General features: G+C 72.3%; 19 protein-coding genes. 10 read left to right on the top strand and 9 right to left on the bottom strand.

Annotated features, from left to right (window positions below):
• The first annotated feature begins 84 nt into the window (after positions 1-84).
• Complete coding sequence (locus tag OHB44_RS08750; protein WP_330440255.1) at positions 85-1569, top strand: DUF7782 domain-containing protein; 1485 nt, start codon at positions 85-87, stop codon at positions 1567-1569.
• Positions 1569-1991: a D-aminoacyl-tRNA deacylase gene (dtd, locus tag OHB44_RS08745; protein WP_238683365.1), complete on the top strand. Its 423-nt coding sequence runs from the start codon at positions 1569-1571 to the stop codon at positions 1989-1991. Before OHB44_RS08750 ends, dtd begins: the two co-directional genes overlap by 1 nt.
• Before the next feature lie 110 nt (positions 1992-2101).
• Here dtd and OHB44_RS08740 read toward each other — a convergent pair whose 3' ends face one another.
• Positions 2102-2890, bottom strand: a complete 789-nt coding sequence (locus tag OHB44_RS08740) for a sporulation protein (protein ID WP_330441202.1) — start codon at positions 2888-2890, stop codon at positions 2102-2104.
• A gap of 233 nt (positions 2891-3123) precedes the next feature.
• On the opposite strand from OHB44_RS08740, the gene sigB reads away from it, so the two are divergent.
• From sigB to OHB44_RS08720, 4 genes are all read left to right on the top strand, one after another.
• Positions 3124-4140 (top strand): RNA polymerase sigma factor SigB, encoded by a 1017-nt coding sequence (gene sigB / locus OHB44_RS08735; protein ID WP_372488283.1) that lies wholly within the window; start codon positions 3124-3126, stop codon positions 4138-4140.
• A gap of 119 nt (positions 4141-4259) precedes the next feature.
• The gene (locus OHB44_RS08730) at positions 4260-4640 is read left to right on the top strand and encodes an ArsR/SmtB family transcription factor (protein ID WP_330440254.1); all 381 of its coding nucleotides are present in this window, start codon (positions 4260-4262) and stop codon (positions 4638-4640) included.
• Between the two features lie 5 nt (positions 4641-4645).
• Positions 4646-5143 (top strand): SRPBCC domain-containing protein, encoded by a 498-nt coding sequence (locus OHB44_RS08725; protein ID WP_330441201.1) that lies wholly within the window; start codon positions 4646-4648, stop codon positions 5141-5143.
• Positions 5140-5547, top strand: coding sequence for a VOC family protein (locus OHB44_RS08720; RefSeq protein WP_238683368.1), 408 nt, complete (start codon positions 5140-5142; stop codon positions 5545-5547). Before OHB44_RS08725 ends, OHB44_RS08720 begins: the two co-directional genes overlap by 4 nt.
• A 10-nt stretch (positions 5548-5557) precedes the next feature.
• Here the strand turns inward: OHB44_RS08720 and OHB44_RS08715 are convergent, their stop codons facing one another.
• Genes OHB44_RS08715 through OHB44_RS08705 form a run of 3 tightly spaced genes read right to left on the bottom strand, consistent with a single transcriptional unit; the run spans position 5558 to position 10229 of the window.
• Entirely contained in the window at positions 5558-8113 is a 2556-nt protein-coding gene (locus tag OHB44_RS08715; RefSeq protein ID WP_330440252.1) for a bifunctional acetate--CoA ligase family protein/GNAT family N-acetyltransferase, read from the bottom strand.
• 25 nt (positions 8114-8138) lie between these two features.
• Positions 8139-9320 (bottom strand): acetoin utilization protein AcuC, encoded by a 1182-nt coding sequence (locus OHB44_RS08710; protein ID WP_238683370.1) that lies wholly within the window; start codon positions 9318-9320, stop codon positions 8139-8141.
• Positions 9321-9368: 48 nt separating this feature from the next.
• Positions 9369-10229 (bottom strand): sulfurtransferase, encoded by an 861-nt coding sequence (locus OHB44_RS08705; protein ID WP_238683371.1) that lies wholly within the window; start codon positions 10227-10229, stop codon positions 9369-9371.
• A 100-nt stretch (positions 10230-10329) separates the two neighbouring features.
• Here OHB44_RS08705 and OHB44_RS08700 point away from each other — a divergent pair, with 100 nt between their 5' ends.
• Entirely contained in the window at positions 10330-11019 is a 690-nt protein-coding gene (locus OHB44_RS08700; protein WP_091400569.1) for a metal-dependent transcriptional regulator, read from the top strand.
• 32 nt (positions 11020-11051) lie between these two features.
• On the opposite strand, the gene OHB44_RS08695 is transcribed toward OHB44_RS08700, so the two are convergent.
• Together OHB44_RS08695 and OHB44_RS08690 are read right to left on the bottom strand one after the other, a co-directional pair.
• The gene (locus OHB44_RS08695; protein ID WP_238683372.1) at positions 11052-11600 is read right to left on the bottom strand and encodes a hypothetical protein; all 549 of its coding nucleotides are present in this window, start codon (positions 11598-11600) and stop codon (positions 11052-11054) included.
• 99 nt (positions 11601-11699) lie between these two features.
• The gene (locus OHB44_RS08690) at positions 11700-11954 is read right to left on the bottom strand and encodes a DUF5522 domain-containing protein (protein WP_238683373.1); all 255 of its coding nucleotides are present in this window, start codon (positions 11952-11954) and stop codon (positions 11700-11702) included.
• Positions 11955-12101: 147 nt separating this feature from the next.
• Here OHB44_RS08690 and OHB44_RS08685 point away from each other — a divergent pair, with 147 nt between their 5' ends.
• Both OHB44_RS08685 and OHB44_RS08680 read left to right on the top strand, forming a co-directional pair.
• On the top strand, positions 12102-12665 hold the full coding sequence (locus OHB44_RS08685; RefSeq protein WP_330440250.1) for a dihydrofolate reductase family protein: 564 nt from the start codon (positions 12102-12104) through the stop codon (positions 12663-12665).
• Positions 12666-12719: 54 nt separating this feature from the next.
• Positions 12720-13661 (top strand): MerR family transcriptional regulator, encoded by a 942-nt coding sequence (locus OHB44_RS08680; protein ID WP_330440249.1) that lies wholly within the window; start codon positions 12720-12722, stop codon positions 13659-13661.
• Positions 13662-13678: 17 nt separating this feature from the next.
• Here OHB44_RS08680 and OHB44_RS08675 read toward each other — a convergent pair whose 3' ends face one another.
• Positions 13679-14614 (bottom strand): DUF2332 domain-containing protein, encoded by a 936-nt coding sequence (locus OHB44_RS08675; protein WP_330440248.1) that lies wholly within the window; start codon positions 14612-14614, stop codon positions 13679-13681.
• 145 nt (positions 14615-14759) lie between these two features.
• Here OHB44_RS08675 and OHB44_RS08670 point away from each other — a divergent pair, with 145 nt between their 5' ends.
• A complete protein-coding gene (locus OHB44_RS08670; protein ID WP_330440247.1) occupies positions 14760-15872 on the top strand; it encodes an FAD-dependent monooxygenase in 1113 nt (370 codons plus the stop codon).
• Positions 15873-15895: 23 nt separating this feature from the next.
• On the opposite strand, the gene OHB44_RS08665 is transcribed toward OHB44_RS08670, so the two are convergent.
• Positions 15896-16861: a CU044_5270 family protein gene (locus tag OHB44_RS08665; protein WP_330440246.1), complete on the bottom strand. Its 966-nt coding sequence runs from the start codon at positions 16859-16861 to the stop codon at positions 15896-15898.
• A 16-nt stretch (positions 16862-16877) separates the two neighbouring features.
• Entirely contained in the window at positions 16878-17447 is a 570-nt protein-coding gene (locus tag OHB44_RS08660) for an RNA polymerase sigma factor (RefSeq protein WP_238683379.1), read from the bottom strand.
• Between the last annotated feature and the right edge of the window lie 13 nt (positions 17448-17460).

Genomic DNA, 17460 nt, shown 5'->3' with positions numbered 1-17460 from the left:
TACCGAGCCGGGCGGACACCGACGCTCCGACACCTTCCGGCGGGTGACGCTGATCCGGGACGCGACGGGAGGCAGGATGTCGGGGTGGACGAACACGACATGCTGCTCTCCCCCGCCGGCGTCGACGCGCTGCGCGGCGCACTGACCCGGACCGGATTCACCAGCCACGGCATCGCCGAGCGGCTGGGCGCCCAGGCGACCGCTGCGGTCGCCCGCAACGACTACCGGGCCGCGCTGCGCGCCACCGAGGACGGCGACCCGCTCGGCACCCTGATCCGGCTGTTCATCTGCGCCCAGACCGAGTCGGAGGCTGCGGTGACCGCCGCGCTGGCGCCCCTGAGCCTGGCCGAGGCCCTCGCTGGCGGGCTGATCGAGCGGTACGGCGACGGCCTGCGTGCCGGCATCGACCTGGAGCCGTACGGCGAGGACTGGTGGGTGCTCGCCGACGTGCCGGCCAGCGCCCGACCGGGTCGCCCGTTGCACGCCGAGCACGTCCTCGGCGTCGGCGGGGCGACCCACACCCTGATCGGCGCGACCATGCGCCGGCCGGTCGACACCGCACTGGACCTGGGCACCGGCTCCGGCATCCAGGCCCTGCACCTGGGCACCCACGCCAGGTCGGTGACCGCCACCGACCTCTCCGAGCGGGCGCTGCGTTTCGCCGCGACCACCGCCGCCCTCAACGGTCAGGACTGGGAACTGCTCCGCGGCGACCTGGTCGCCCCGGTGGCCGGTCGGCGGTTCGACCTGGTGGTGAGCAACCCACCGTTCGTGGTCGGCCCCGGCACGACCACGCACGTGTACCGCGACTCCGGCCGGGTCGGTGACGCGATCGGCGCCGAACTCGCCGCCGCGGCCCCGGGCCTGCTCACCGAGGGCGGCACGATGCAGTACCTGGCGAACTGGGTGCACGTCGCGGGCGAGGAGTGGGACGAGCGGGTGGCCGGCTGGTTCGCCGGGACCGGCCTGGACGCCTGGGTGATCCAGCGGGAGGTGGCCGACCCGATGGCGTACGTCGACCTGTGGCTCACCGACGTCGGCGAGACCGCCGACCCGCAGCGGATGGCCGCCTGGCTGGACTGGTTCGACGCGCACAAGGTGGAGGGCATCGGCTTCGGCATCGTGTCGCTGCGTCGGGGCGGGCACGCCGACCCGGTGGTCCGGGTGGAGGATCTGCGCCAGCGGGTGCAGCCACCGCTGGGCGACCGGGTCGCCGCCTGGTTCGACCGCCAGGACTTTCTCCGGGTACGCGACACCGAGGCGTTGCTCGCCGAGCGCTACCGGGCCGCCGAAGGCCTCCAGCTGCGACAGGAGGCCACCATGGGCGACGACGGCTGGGGGGTGGACCGGCAGGTCCTCGCGATGCCGCACGGCCTGCGCTGGACCGAGGAGATCGACCCGCTGGTGCTGGCGCTGGTCGGTGGCGCCGACGGCCGGCTGCCGCTGCGTGACCAGCTCGCACTGCTCGCCGCCGCGCACGACGTCGAGCCCGACGAGATGGCCGAGGCCGCCGGCCCGATCGTGGCGCACCTGGTGGAGCGCGGCTTCATCGAGCCGGTGAACGCCTGATGCGGGCGGTGGTGCAGACCGTCGGGCGGGCCAGCGTGACGGTGGACGGCGAGGTGGTCGGCGCCATCGAGAACGGCCTGCTGGTGTTGCTCGGGGTGACCCACACTGACACCGTGGAGACCGCTCAGACGATGGCCCGCAAGGTGCACGAGGTGCGCATCCTGGACGGTGAGCGGTCCGCCGCCGACACCGGCGCGCCGATCCTGGTGGTCAGTCAGTTCACCCTCTACGGCGACGTCCGCAAGGGCCGCCGACCGAGCTGGACCGCCGCCGCTCCCGCCGAGGTCGCCGAGCCGCTGGTGACAGCGGTGGTCGACGCCCTACGGGAACGAGGAGCAAAGGTCGAGACCGGCCGTTTCCGCGCCCACATGCTGGTGGAAAGCATCAACATAGGCCCCCAAACCCTCCTCCTGGACCTCTGACCCCACCCCCACCCCCTGTTGATCATGAAGTTGTTACCCGCCGGCTCGGCGTGTCATGGCAATAACTTCATGATCGACGGACGGGGCTGGGGGTGCGGGGCTGGGTGGGATTAGGAGAAGAGGCCTCGGCGGGTTAGGGACTGGCGGAGCCAGTTGTCGAGTTCGGCGGTCCAGTCGGTGCGGTCGGCGGTGGCGTGGTCGACAGTGAACCGGCCGAAGGCGTCCCGGCCCTCGGTGAAGACACCGCCGCGCTTGTCGACCTCCAGCACCACCTGCATCTGCTGCGCGTCGGCGACGAAGGTGACCTCCAACTGGTTGATCGAGCGGGCGTACTGCGGCGCCGGGCTGAACTCGATCTCCTGGTAGAACGGCAACGTCTGGCGTACGCCGTAGATGTGACCACGCTCCACATCGGCGCGTGCGAACCGGAAGCCCAGCCGCAGCAGCGCGTCCAGCAGTCGCCCCTGCGCCGGCAGCGGGTGCACCGACACGGCGTCCAGGTCACCCTTGTCGACCGCGCGAGCGACCTCCAGCTCGGTACGCAGACCCATCGTCATCCCGTGCAGGTGCTGCCCGTACAGCTCGGTGACCGGCGTCTCCCACGGCACGTCGAAGCGGAACGGGATGTCGTAGCGCTGTCCGGGCTCCAGCCGGAACGCTCCGGTGACCTGCTGGCGGTGGAATTCCTGAGCGGTGTCGTAGTCGTTGTCGCCGCTCTCCACCTCGACCCGGGTGACCAGGCCGAGGGCGACGTGGTCGATGTCGACCTGGTGGTCGCCGCCCAACACCTGGATCCGGCCCTCCAACTGGCCGCCCGGGCGGCAGTTCGGGTTGGCCAGCACCGTCTCCACCGACGGACCACCGACGCCCATCGCCTTCATGAGCCGCTTGAAGACCACACCGTCCTCCAACTGTCGTTTCCAACCGACCAGAGGTGGCCGGCCGTCCGCAACGTAGCCGGGGCGGGCAACCACACACTCCGACGACACACCGCACCAGCGATCCGACGCGATTCCTGTCGGGTGCCCGATCGCCTCACTCCCGTTTTACGCCCCGCCCGCCAAGCTGTTGTTCACACCGGCACCACTGGGCCGGGAACACGGCACCGACGTGGAAACGGGGAGAGACAGAGATGGTTCTGCAGATGACGGAACACCGGACGCGCCCGGCCACCACGACCGACACCGACCGGGCCTCCGAGGCCCTCGTCGACCTGGACGCCACCGACGAGCGCGGCATCTCCACCGACCTGGTCCGGGCCTACCTCAACGGCATCGGCCGGACGAAGCTGCTGACCGCCGCGCAGGAGGTCGACCTGGCCCGGCGCATCGAGGCCGGCCTGTTCGCCGGCGAGAAACTGGCCACCTGCACCCCGGTCTCCGCGGAGCTGCGAGCCGACCTGGAGCTGATCGTCGCCGAGGGTCGGGCGGCCAAGGACCACCTGTTGGAGGCGAACCTGCGGCTGGTGGTCAGCATCGCCAAGCGCTACACCGGCCGTGGCATGGCGTTTCTCGACCTGATCCAGGAGGGCAACCTCGGTCTGATCCGGGCCGTGGAAAAGTTCGACTACGCCAAGGGCTACAAGTTCTCCACGTACGCCACCTGGTGGATCCGACAGGCCATCACCCGCGCCATGGCCGACCAGGCCCGCACCATCCGCATCCCCGTGCACATGGTCGAGCAGGTCAACCGGATGGTCCGGGCCCGCCGCGAACTGGCGGTGACGCTGGGCCGCGAACCGACGGTCGCCGAGGTGGCGCGCGCACTGGAGATCCCCGAGATCCAGGTCATCGAGCTGATCTCCTACGACCGGGAGCCGGTCAGCCTGGACCAGGCCGTCGGCGACGACGGTGAGAGCGCGCTCGGCGATTTCGTGGCGTCGGTGGACCCGCGCACCGAGCCGGGCGACGCCGCCGCCCAGGGCGAGCTGCGCAACGAGGTCAGCATCGTGCTCTCCACCCTGTCCCAGCGGGAACAGGCGGTCATCCGCCTCCGGTTCGGCCTGGACGACGGCCGCCAGCGCACCCTGGACGAGGTCGGTCGGGAGTTCGGCCTGTCCCGGGAGCGGATCCGGCAGATCGAGAAGGTGACGCTGCTGAAGCTGCGCGCGCCGGAGCGGGCCCAGCGCCTGGAGGCGTACGCCTGCTGACGCACCCGGTTCCACGGAAGGCCCCGGCGGTTCGCCGGGGCCTTCCGTGCTGTCGGGGTGCTTGACGAAGACGCTCCATCGCGATAGAACCAACTGGTTATAGAACCAGGAGGTTATTCGTGGCGGACACGGAGCTGTTGGATGCGACCTTCGCGGCGCTGGCCGACCCGACCCGGCGTGCCATCCTCGCCCGGCTCGCGGCCGGGGAGGCGACAGTGACAGAGCTGGCGGCACCCTTCGCGATGAGCCAGCCGGCCATCTCCAAGCATCTCAGGGTGCTGGAACGCGCTGGTCTCGTCAGCCGGGGGCGGGACGCCCAGCGCCGTCCGCGCCGATTGGAGGCCCGCCCGCTGCGGGAGGCGACGGCCTGGCTCGCCGACTACCGCGACTACTGGGCGGAGAGCTATCAGCGCCTCGACATACTGCTCGACGAACTCCAGTCCGTCGACCCCACCGGCACCGGGCGTCGGCCCGCCAGACCGAACGGAACGGGCGGTTGACCACCATCGACGATCCGCTCGTCGTCCACACCCCGGGCAAACGGGAGATCGTCTTGAGTCGGCTGTTCGAGGCACCGGCACAGCTGGTGTTCGCCGCCTTCACCCAACCCGGACTGCTGGTTCGGTGGTACGGCGCGCGCGGCTGGGGGCTGACGGAGTGCGACGTCGACCTGCGGGTCGGCGGGCGGTGGCGGTTCGTGTCGCGGGGCCCGGAGGGCGCACGGATGGTCCAGGCTGGGGTCTACCGGCAGATCGAGCCACCGCACCGTCTGCTCTACACCGAGCTGTTCGACGACCAGTCCTACCCGGGCGAGACGCTGGTCAGTCACGAGTTCTCCGAACTGGCCGGTCGGACGACGGTCACCACCACGCTGCTCTACGCCACCGCGGAGGGACGGAACATCGTGCTGCGCTATCCGATGGCGCGGGGCGTCGGGCAGAGCTTCACCCGACTGGCCGACCTGCTGCGGTCAACAACGACGACAGAGGAAGAGCAACCATGAACTGGACACTCGAAGTGGTGATCGTCCCGGTCTCCGATGTGGAGCGGGCGAAGAAGTTCTACGCCGACCAGCTCGGCTTCACTGTCGATCACGACACGGTGATCAGCGACGAGGCGCGCATCGTCCAGCTGACGCCGCCCGGCTCGGGCTGCTCGATCGTGATCGGCAAGGGCGTCGTCCCGGAGATGCCGCCCGGCTCGCTCAAGGGCCTGCAACTGGTAGTGCCGGACCTGAAGCGGGCCCACGATGAGCTGGTCGAACGTGGGGTGGAGGTGAGTGAGATCCAGGTGGTGGGTCAGAACCCCCGGCCGGTGCCGGATCCACTGGACAACGTCGGCTTCGTCTTCTTCGCCGACCCGGACGGCAACGCCTGGGGCGTCCAGCAGATCTCCAGCCGCGCCTGACCGGGCACGCTCACAGGCGGCGGGGGCCGGTGTCCGGGCGGGCGACCACGCCACCCACCCCCACCTGCGCGTGCAGGATCGAGATGCCATCCGGGCGGGCGAGCACCGGGTTGAGGGTCAGCGAGCGCACCCGGGGCTGTTCGTCGGCGAGCTGACCCACCCGTAGCAGCAGATCGGCCAGGGCCGCCCGGTCGACCGGTGCGGCCCCCCGGTGCCCCCGCAGAAGCGGCGCGGCCCGAGGCTCGTCGACCAGCTCGGCCGCGTCCCGGTCGGTCAGCGGCACCGCCCGCCAGGCCCGATCGCCGAGCAGCTCGGTGGCGACCCCGCCCAGGCCGAAGCCGACCACCGGCCCGAACGCGGGGTCTTCCACCACCTCCACCACGCAGGCCACGCCGGGCGGAACCATCGGCTGGACCAGCGCGTCCGGGCCGAAGGTCGCCGCCAGGTCGGTGTACGCCCGGCGGAGGGTCGGCTCGTCGGGCAGGTCCAGCCGGACCGCGCCGAGGTCGAGCCGGTGCCGCAGCCCGGGAGCGGCCGCCTTGAGCGCCACCGGGAAGCCCAGCCGCGCCGCCGCGTCGACGGCGGCGTCGACCGAGTCGACGGACACCGAGGCCACCACGTCGATGCCGTACGCGGCCAGCAGCGCGCCCGGGTCGGTGCCGTCGGCCCGGAGCGCGGCCTGCGCGGCGGCACGATCGAGGTCGGGCAGCTCCGGTGCCACCCCTGGCGGGCGGCGAAGCCACTCGGCGTACCGATGCGCGCGGGCGAGCGCGCGGACCGCCTCCTCCACGCCGCCGTACGCCGGCACCCCCGGTGGCAGCCGCCCGACCAGGAACGTCGCCACCGTCGGCTTGCCCAGCGCGAGGGCGGCCGGCAGCGCGGCGGTCACGTCGGCGTCCACAGCGGTCAGCTGGCCGGGTAGCGGCGGGGCGAAGACCACCACCAGGGCGTCCACCCGTTCGTCGGCGGCCGTCTCGGCGAGCGCGGCGGCGAACTCGGCGGCACCGGCGCTCGGCCCGACGTCGCGGGGATAGCCGTCGGCCACGCTCAGGCCGTGCCCGACGCAGGCGGTAGCGGCGAGCCCGGTGAGCGCCGAGGAGTTGCCGACCACACCGACCCGACCGCCGGCCGGCAACGGCTGGTTGGCCAGCAGCACACCCACGTCGAGCAGCTCCGGCACGGTGTCCACCCGAATCACACCGGACTGGGCGAACAACGCGGCCACCGCCACCTCGTCCGGCCCGGCGGCGTCACCGACCCCGGGTGGGCGGGCCGGCGAGGCGAGCGCGACGATCGGTTTGGCGCGGCCGATCCGCCGAGCCAACCGGGCGAACTTGCGCGGGTTCCCGAAGGTCTCCAGGTAGAGCATGATCACGTCGGTGCCGGGGTCGTCCTGCCAGTACTGCAGGAGGTCGTTGCCGGAGACGTCGGCCCGGTTGCCGGCCGAGACGAAGCTGGACAGCCCGAGGCCCCGCCGGTCCGCCTCGGCGAGCAGCGCCACCCCGAACGCACCGGACTGACTGAAGATGCCGACCCGACCGGTCGGCGGTAACGCCGGGGCGAGGGTGGCGTTGAGGCGTACCGTCGGGTCGGTGTTCGCCACGCCCAGGCAGTTCGGGCCGACGACACGCATCCCGGCCGCGTGCGCCGCGCGGACCAGCGCCCGCTGGGCAGCCGCGCCCTCGCCGCCGGCCTCGGCGAAGCCGGCCGAGATGACCACCAGGCCGTGCACCCCCGCGGCGGCGGCGTCGGCGACCACGGCGGTCGCCGCCTCCGGAGGGACCGCGACCACCGCCAGGTCCACCGGCGCACCGGCATCAACCGCCGACGGGTACGCGGGGAGGCCCGCCACTGTCGACGCGCTCGGATGCACAGGCACCACCGCACCGGTGAACCCGCCATCTCGCAGGTGCCCGAGCACCGCCGCGCCGACGCCCTGACCGGTGGCGCTGGCACCGTAGACGACGATGCCGCGCGGGGCGAGCAGCCGGGCGATCGAGCGGGCCTCGGTGCGGTGCTCCCGGCCGCGCTGCACCTCCAGGCTGGCCTCGGTGGGCGCGATGGGGAAGCTCAGGTGGACCACGCCGTCGGCGTACTCGCGCTGGACCTGGTAGCCGAAGTCGGCGAAGACCCGCAGCATCGTCCCGTTGGCCGGCAGCACCTCCGCGACGAAGCTCATGATCTCGTTGCGGCGGGCCGCGTCGGCCAGGTGTTCCATCAGCACCGAGCCGATCCCCCGCCCCTGGTAGGCGTCCTCCACCACGAAGGCCACCTCCGCCTCGGGGGCCTGCGGGCCGAGGCGCTCGTACCGGCCGACAGCGACGATCTGGTCGGCGGCCAGCACCACGAACGCCTCCCGGTCGTGGTGGTCCACAGTGACGAATCGGATCAGATCCCGCTCCGGGATGCGCGGGTACGGCGAGAAGTAGCGCAGGTAGCGGGTGCGCTCGGAGAACCGGCTGTGCATCGCCACGATGCCCGGCGCGTCGGCCGGGTCGATCTGTCGCAACTGGACCGTGCTGCCATCGCTGAGCAGCACGTCGACCGGCTGATCCACTGTCGTCACCGGAACGCCCTCCCCCCGGCCCGGCTCAGTCCCGTGGATCGTGCGGGTCGAGCCCGAGCAGCGGGAAGACCGTCTTGCGGGTGGCCGCGATCGCCCGGTCCACGGCGTTCGGCTCGCCGGTCGGCTGCCACGGCTCGTACGACGGGTCGGCGTCGTCGGTCATCCGCAGCGGTATCTCCCGGCCCAGACGGCGGGAGGCGACCAGGTCCCGCCACGCGGGTGGCGTGAGCGTGGCCGGGTCGATCGGGTCACCGGTGGCCACTGCCAGCAGGTGACTCCAGGCCCGGGGCACCACCTCGACGAGCGCGTACCCGCCGCCGCCGGTGGCCACCCACCGGCCTTCGCACAACTCGTCGGCGAGCGCCCGCATCGCCAGGTAGGTGGCCCGCTGCCCGTCCACCGTCAGGTTCAGGTCGGCCAGCGGATCCAGTCGGTGCCCGTCGGCGCCGCACTGGCTGACCAGCACCTGCGGCCGGAACGCGCGCAGCACCGACGGCACGATCGCGTGGAACGCGCGCTGCCAGCCGCTGTCGTCGACACCGGGCGGCAACGGCATGTTGACAGCGGTGCCCTGCGCACCCGGCCCACCCGTCTCGTCCGGGAAACCCGTGCCCGGGAAGAGCGCCAGCGGGGTCTCGTGCACGCTGACCGTCAGCACCCGCGGGTCGTTCCAGAAGATGTCCTGCACCCCGTCGCCGTGGTGCACGTCGACGTCCACGTACGCGACCCGCTCGGCGCCCAGGTCGAGCAGGCGGGCGATGGCCACCGCGGGGTCGTTGTAGACGCAGAAGCCGGAGGCTCGGGCGGACATCGCGTGGTGCAGCCCACCGGCCACGTTCACCGCCCGCCGGGCGTCGCCGCGCCAGACCGCCTCGGCGGCGGCAACCGTCGCCCCGGCGATGAGCGCGCTGGACTCGTGCATGCCCTCGAACACCGGGTTGTCCGAGGTGCCCAGCCCGTACCCGGCGAAGAGCGGGTCGCGCGGCGCGTTGCGCACAGCGGCGAGGTAGGCCGGCGCGTGCACCCGGGTGAGCAGGGCATCGTCGGCGGGCTCCGGCTTGACCATCCGCACCCCGGGCCGATTCAGGATGCCCAGCTCGCGGGCGAGCGCGATGGTCAGCTCCACCCGGACCGGGTCGAGTGGATGGTCACCCATGTCGTAGGCGAGCAGCGACTCGTCCCACACCACCACAGTGTCGTCGGACATGAGCCCATCGTCGCACGAGGATCGGCGCCGGCCCACCGCACGCGCTGGTCAGCGGCCGGGTGTCGACCCGGAGGCGACCGGTCGGGCCGGGTCCGCCACCCAGTTGCTCCACGATCCAACGTAGAGCGCGGCGTCCGTGCGGCCGGCCAGGTGCAGCGCGAGCACCGCCTGGGCGGCTGTCACTCCCGAGCCGCAGTACGCCCCGACGGCCCGCCCCTCGGCCACCCCGGCGGCGGCGAACCGCTCACTCAACACGTCGGCGGCCAGGAAACGGCCGTCCGGCCCGACGTACTCCCCGGCGGGCAGGTTCGCCGCTCCCGGCACGTGCCCGGCGACCGGGTCGATCGGCTCGACCTCGCCGCGGTAGCGGGGCGCCGTCCGTACGTCGAGCAACACGGCGTCGTCCGCGGCGGCCAGCACGGCGGCCTGCCCGGCCTCGAGCACCGGAAGATCACCGGGGCGCACCACGACGTCACCGGGAGGTGGGGTGGGCGCGTCGGTGGAGACGGGCCGGCCGGCGGCGACCCAGGCCGGGTAGCCGCCGTGCAGCAGGCGCACCGGCCGGTGACCCGCCCAGCGCAGCGTCCACCAGGCCCTCGATGCGGCCAGGCCGTCGCCGCCGTCGTACACCACCACTGGGTGACCGGCGCGGACGCCGGCGGCCCGCAGCGCGGCCTGCAACGCGGCCGGGTCGGGCAAGGGGTGCCGGCCGCCGGCGCCCGGCGGCCCACAGAGCGCGGTGTCCAGGTCGACGAAGACCGCCCCGGGCAGGTGGCCGGCGAGGTAGTCGTCGCGCCCGGGCGAGCCGATGAGCCGCCAGCGGACGTCGAGCAGGGTGGGCGGATCGGCCTGGTCGAGCTCGGCGACGAGCCGATCGACCTCGACCAACAGCTCCTGGGTACCGGACATGGCGACCATCCAACACCATTCGCGTAGACGGCACGCGGTTCGGCGAAGGTCACCAGCCGTTCGCCGAGGTAACATCGTGCACCGGAGGGCCGCTGACCTTATGAAGTCTCACGACCTGGTCGACACGACCGAAATGTACCTGCGCACCATCCTCGAGCTGGAAGAAGAGGGGGTGCCACCGCTGCGTGCCCGGATCGCCGAGAGGCTGCAGCAGAGTGGCCCCACAGTGAGCCAGACCGTCGCCCGGATGGAGCGCGACGGCCTGCTCACAGTCGAGGGAGACCGGCACCTGACGCTCACCGCACTGGGTCGCGGCAGCGCCGTGTCCGTGATGCGCAAGCACCGCCTCGCCGAACTGCTGCTGGTCAACGTCATCGGGATGCCCTACGAGGAGGCCCACGAGGAGGCCTGCCGCTGGGAGCACGTGATGAGCGACGCGGTGGAGAAGCGGGTCTACGACCTGCTCAACCGGCCGACCCGTTCCCCGTACGGCAACCCGATCCCCGGGCTTCAGGAGCTGGGTTCGCCGGCTGCGGAGACCACCGAGGCCGCCGAGGGCGAGCGCAACCTGGCCTTCCCCGGCCTTTCCGGGTCGGTAGTGGTGCGCCGGATCTGCGAGAGCGTGCAGAAGGACGCCGACGTGCTGCGCCAACTGCACGCCGCCGGTGTCGACCCGGGTGCCACTGTGACAGTGGCCCAGGAACGCGACGGGGTGTCGATCGACCGCTCCGGTGACCGGGTGCGGCTGCCCCGTGAGGTCGCCTCCCGGGTCTTCGTCGCCGCCAACTGAGCGAACGGGCTGAGCAACCGGGCATCCGGGCGTCACAACGCCCGGGTGTCCACCTTTTTCGCCAACGCGGTCAGGTCACCGGTCAGCTTCTCCACCACTGAGCGCTCACTGCCACGGGCAGTGGTCCAGCTCACCGTGGCCAGCCGTCCGTCGCCGGCCAGCCAGCCCACCTCGGCGACCGGCCCGTGCCCGCTCGCCGCGGCGGTGGTCCGCTTGTACGCCTGCTGGCCCAGCCCGGTGACCTTCGCCGCCTTGTCCGGCACCACGTCCGCGCCGAAGCTGGCCTTGTCGACAGTGGTCTCGGTCACGCTGAGCGTCAACTCCGGCAGGGTGGCACCCGCGGCCCGGACCACACAGGTGTGGGTGTCGCCCTGTTCGCTGGCCGCCGCCACGTCGAAGCGGACCTTCACCACCTGCTCGATCACCGCGAAGTCCAGCAGACGGCAGGCGCCGCCCGAGGAGGCCGCCGCCACGTCCACAGCGATCGGCACCGGCGGCGGCACCGCCACCGGTTCCGCCTCGTCGGCACAGCCACTCACCAGCAGCCCGGCCAGCCCGGCGACCACGATCCGACCGCGCACACTCCACCCTCTCGCCGAACCGACGGCGGAAGGCGCCCGCCAGATGTCCGTCGGACACCGTACGGGGTGTCGGTGTCGCGCGGAAGTCCTCGTCCACGCCTATTCCGAGGGTGGATCATCCACGTACGGACAGTGCCGGCAGCCGCGCCCACAGCACGTGCCCCGGCGGGCCAGGAAACCGGCGCTGAGCACGAACAGCCCGCTCGCCGGGTCGAGGTAACCGGCCTCACCGGCCGCCAACGCGGCGGTGTGCGCGGCGAGGATCCGGGCCCGGTCGGGATGGTCGGACGGCAGCCGGGACGGGTGCGGCTCGGTGAGCGGCCGGTCGGCCAGGGGTAGTCGCTCTCCGGTCACCGCAGCAGTCTAGGGACGGTTCGTGGTCGGCCTCCCGCTGCCTGGGGCGAGACATACCCTCGGCGTCGTCGCGGCGAGCGGTCGTTTCGTCGTACGGTCCGACGACGATCGGGTTCGACACCCGTCGACGCATACGGAGGAGACGCAATGCGAAAGATCGTTGTGCAGATGAGCGTGTCGTTGGACGGGTTCTTCGAGGGCCCCGGCGGCGACATCGGCTGGCACCAGGTCGACGAGGAGTTGCACCAACACTTCAACGACGTGATCGCCCCGATGGGCGGGTTCCTCAGCGGCCGGGTCAGCCACGAGATGATGGCCGCCTACTGGCCGACCGCCGATCAGGACCCGGCCGCCAGCGGCCCGGAGCGCGAGTTCGCCCGGATCTGGCGGGACATGCCGAAGATCGTCTACTCGCGCACCCTCGACCACGCCGACTGGAACGCCACTGTCGTACGCGAGGTCGACGTCGAGCAGGTCCGCAAGCTCACCGCCGAAGCGGGCGGAGACCTGGCGCTCGGTGGGGCCGACCTGGCCGCGACGTTCGCCCGGCACGACCTGATCGACGAGTACCGGATCTACGTCCACCCGGTGCTTGTCGGTAGGGGCCGTCGACTCTTCCCCGACACCGAGACTCCGACCGGTCTGCGGCTGGTGGAGAGCCGGGTCTTCGGCAACGGGGTGGTCCTGCTCCGTCACCAGAGGGTCCGCTGACCGATGAGCGCAGCGGCTTGAGTCTCCACCGGGGGGAGACACGAGGGTGGAGGCATGAGCGGGGAGACGCATCACACGATCGGCGAGCTGGCCCGGCGGACCGGCCTGACCGTCAAGACCATCCGGTACTACGCCGACAGCGGGATCGTGCCCCCGACGGACCGGAGCCCGGCCGGCTACCGCCGGTACGGTCCGGCGGACGTGGCCCGGTTGGAGCTGGTCCGGACGCTGCGTGAGCTGGGCCTGGACCTGGCCACCATCCGGCGGGTGGTCAACCAGGAGGTGACAGTGCCCGAGGTGGCCGCCGCGCACGCCGAGGCGCTCGCCGTGCAGATCCGGGTGCTGCGGCTGCGCCAGGCGGTGCTCACCGTCGCGGCGAGGCGCGGGTCGGGCCCGGCCGAGGTGGACGAGCTGCACCGGCTGGCCCGGCTCACCACCCGGGAACGGGGGCAGTTGGTGGCCGACTTCCTGGCAAGCGTCTTCGCCGGTCTCGGCGACCAACCCGCGTACCCGGGTGTGATCGTCTCGATGACACCGGAGCTTCCCGACGACCCGAGCACCGAGCAGGTCGAGGCGTGGCTGGAACTGGCCGAGCTGTGTCGGGAGCCGGAGTTCCGGGCCGGGATGCGGCAGCTGGTCCGGCAGCACGCCGCCGACCACGACGTGTCGGGTTTGCCCCGCCCGGACGCCGTCGCTGTGGTCCGGGACGCGGTGGCCCCCGCCCTCGCGGCCGGTCTCGACCCGACCAGCCCGGACGCCGACCCGGTGGTCGCAGCCGTCACCGGCCGGTACGCCAGCCTGCGCTGTCACTCCGACGACGCCGACCTGCGTCGGCGGTTGCTCGACCGGCTGGTGCCGGCCAACGATCCCCGCCGGGACCGCTACCTCGACCTGTTGGCGGTGATCAACGGCTGGTCGACAGGCGACGCGACCGCGCCGGCGGTGGACTGGTTCATCCGGGCCCTGCGCGCCCGGATGCCCGAGCTGACCCGTTGAGCTGACCGATAGTGGCGTCAGCCGAACCAGGTCATCGCCTGGCCGTGGCCCCTCGCCCAGGCCAGCGGCTTCCCGTCGAGCGCGAGAACGTTGTACAGCGCATCGTCGGGTGGCTCGGGCAACGCGTCGTACCGGAGCACCTCCGGCCCCTCGTTCGCGACCCAGTGCCCCGGCAGCTCGCGGACCAACCGGACGAACGCGTCCCGGCGCGGCGGCGGCACCTGATAGAGCACCGACGTGTGGAAGACCACGAGCGTCGCGTCGGTCGGCGCTCGCGCGGCCAGCGCCGGCAGGTCGTCCACCAGGTCGCCGCGGACCAGCAGCGGCGGGTCGGCGGCGGCGACGGCCGCCGCGGCGCGCAGCCGGGCCCGCCGGTGGGCGTGCTCCGGCCAGATCAGCGCGTCCAACCAGGACACGTCGTCGCTGTCGGTCACGTCGAGCGGGTTGAGGTCCAGGCCGGCCCGCCACACCACCCGGGGTACGCCTGCCGGCGGCACCAACCCGTCGGCCGCGCAGTCGAGGACCAGCTCACCGGAGCCGACCTGATGGTCGCCGTAGCGGTATGCGTACCGGTCGGGGTAGAGGCATAGCCCGGCCGACGCACCGACCTCCAGCAGGGCGAGGGGCTGCGGCAACGCGGCGAGCACCGGCAGTAGGACAGCGCACCGGCCCGCCTCGTTCGTCTGGGTGGCCCGGGTGCGCATCTGCGTCTCGATGGCCGGCCAGTGCGTCACCACGTAGTCGTGGAACGCGGCCGGGTCGTCGACCGGGCCACCGAGCCAACGGACGACGCCGAACAGCAGATTCGGTTGCCGCTTGGCCGACGGAAGCCCGCCGAGCAGGGTGAGCAGCTCGTCGTCGCCGGCGACGGCCTGCGACAGGCGCTCGTACGTGGGCGACACCCCGCGCGCCTCGCGGCTGCCGAACTCGGCGTACGTCTCAGCGGTCGTCATGCCTCATCGTCGCAGCCCATTCCTCGGTATTTCAGCCCCCGTTCCCGTGCGCTGGCTCACCCGCCTCGTAGAGTGCTGCGGCGGCTGGACCGTTGAGCAGCAGCTCAGTCGGGGTGCGGGCAGGGGCAACGGGGAGGAACGTGTCGTGCGGGGTGACGGTGTCCGGGTACTGATCGTCGGTGGAGGTGTCGCCGGACTGGCGGCGGTGGCCGCGCTACGCGAGTGGGGCGCGACGATCGACGTGGTCGAGCGGGCATCCGAGCCGACCGACTCCGGCACCGGCATCTACCTCACCGGCAACGCGACGCGGATGCTCGACGTACTCGGTCTGTGGGAGCCGGTCGCCGACGTCGCCGTGGAGGTCACCCGGCAGCGCAGCGCCAACCAGCGCGGGCGTCGCCTCTTCGACATCGACGTGGCCGCGCTGTGGCGGGGCGTCGGGCCGTGCGTGTCGCTGCCCCGGGCACAGCTGCATCGGGCGCTGCTCGACGGCGTCGGCGACGCCCCGATCCGCTGGGGCCGCCAGCCGGTCGCACTCCTGCAAGACGGCGACCAGGTCGCCGTCGAGTTCGACGACGACAGCACCGGACGGTACGACCTGGTGGTCGGCGCGGACGGGGTGAACTCGACGGTCCGCCGGCTCGCCTTCGACGGCCAGGTGGCCCGCGACCTCGGCCAGTACGCGTACCGGTGGGTCGCTCCCCGCCTCGGCGACGAACCGGTCTGGTCGGTGCAGTTGGGGCGCGGCAGGCAGTTCCTGACCATCCCGATCAGCGCCGAGCAGACGTACTGCTACTACAACGACGGCCCGGTGGCCGATCGGCCCGGCTGGCGCGACGAGCTGGCCGCGACGTTCACCGAGCCGGTGGCCACCATGCTCAAGGCCCTCGACTACGACGACAGCACCCTGCACGCCGGGCCGAACCAGGAGGTCGTGCTCGACTCCTGGTCCCGGGGGCCGGTGCTGCTGGTCGGCGACGCCGCCCACGCCACCTCGCCGAACATGGCCCAGGGCGCGGCGATGGCCGTGGAGGACGCGGTCGTGCTCGCGTTGTCGTTGGCCGCCGCCGATTCCGTCGCCGACGCGCTGCGTGGTTTCGAGGCGCGGCGTCGCCCGCGTACCAACTGGGTGCTCAGTCAGACCCACCGCCGGGACAGGGCCACCGGGCTCCCGCCCTCGCTGCGCGACCTGGTGATGCGCCGCCTCGGCGAGCAGATGTTCCGCTCGAACTACGGCCCCCTGTTCGCCCAGCCCTGACGGGTCCGAGGTGACCGGCCCGCTCACGGCAGCTGGCCCGGCCGGTCCACGATGGCGACGCGGAGTAGCGCGACAGCCGTGTGCAGGGACTCCTTGCCGTTGCGCACCACCGACCCACGGCGGCCCAGGAAGACGTGGGTGTCGCGGTCGAAGAGGAAGTCCTCGTTGCCACCGATCACGCCGGGCATCCGGATCGCCACCCCGTGTCGACCTGCGGCGTCCACCACGTCGCCCGATATGACGACCGCTCCGGGCTCCCGCGCCAGCAGTTCGAACAGCGCCGCCAGCGCTCGGGGCGGCACGTAGCCGTCGAGCATCGACCGCGCGGTGGTGTACACCATGCTCTCGTCCCCGTACACGGCCTCCTCATCGGCGCCTTCGGGGAGATGCAGGTCGACCGGGTTTTCCCGAAGGTATCGAAGCAGCTCATCCGGATCGGTGGGCAGGTTGCCGTGGTACGCGGGCGGCTGGAACGCGTCGAGCTTCTTCGTGGGATCGGCGGCATCGCCCATCCGGAGCTCCCTCAGCTCGCTCCACCCGTTCGGGTCGCTCTCCGGTCGGTAGCGTCCCTGCGTGTACGCGACCCCGCCGGCCGACTCCCACAGTTGGTTCCGAATGGTCTGGTAAGGGCCGCTGTCCGGCAGGTCCCGGATTGTCGCCAGGGATTCCGTGAAGACGTACTGATCGGGTCGGGCGGTGAGTTCCGGCTGCTGCCGGGCCGCGTCGGCGGCCAAGTGGAAGATCTCCGACGCGCTGGCCGTCGGCGGCGGCTGGTCGCCCACCCTGACCGTCTGCACCACCAGCGCACCGGCGGTCAGCGCGACCGCCAGCCCGAACGCTCCGGCAAGGCGCCAACCGCGCAGAAACCGGGTACGCCGTCCGGCGAGACGGGCCGCCGACGCCATCTCGGCCCGCTGGGCGACGTGTGCGGTCAGATCCCTGAGGAGCTGCTCCTCGAAACCCTGCGGCGACCGTTCGGTCTCGTTCATCGTCATCTCCGTCTCATCAGGCGAGGGTGGTGACCGGGCGGGCGAGCACGGCGCGGACGACCCGGCGGGCACGATGCAGGCGGACCCGAGCGGCGACCGGTGACATCCCGAGCACCGTCGCCGCCTCCGCGACGGTGAGGCCGTCCACGGCGACGAGTTCGACGAGCGTCCGGGTGCCCTCGGGCAGCTCGCTCAGTGCCCGATGGGTGCGGCGGGCCGCCGACTCGGCGTCGATCCGCTCCTCGATCCGGGCGATGTCGTCGGGGCCCAGGTCCCGTCGTCCGGCCAGCCGTCCGGTCACCCGCAGCCGTTGGGCCGCCCGACGCCGCTCGTCGCCGATGACGTTGCGGGCCACCCCGTACAGCCAGCCGATCTGGCTACCCCGGTCCGGTCGGTACCCGGCCGCCGACTCGATCACCGCCAGGAACACGTCGGCGGTGAGGTCGGCGGCGAGGTGTGGGTCGTCGACCCGCCGCGCCACGAACCGGCCCACGGCCTCCAGGTGCCGCCGGTAGAAGACCTCGAAGGCCACCGGATCGGTTCCGATGCCGGAAATGTCGTCGTCGGCTCGGCTCGGCTCACTCACAGGCCGTCCTCCC

Source organism: Micromonospora sp. NBC_00821 (assembly GCF_036347035.1).
Taxonomy (GTDB): domain Bacteria; phylum Actinomycetota; class Actinomycetes; order Mycobacteriales; family Micromonosporaceae; genus Micromonospora; species Micromonospora hortensis.
The sequence above is the reverse complement of the archived record's forward strand: the minus strand, read 5'-3'. Positions and strand labels throughout refer to the sequence as shown.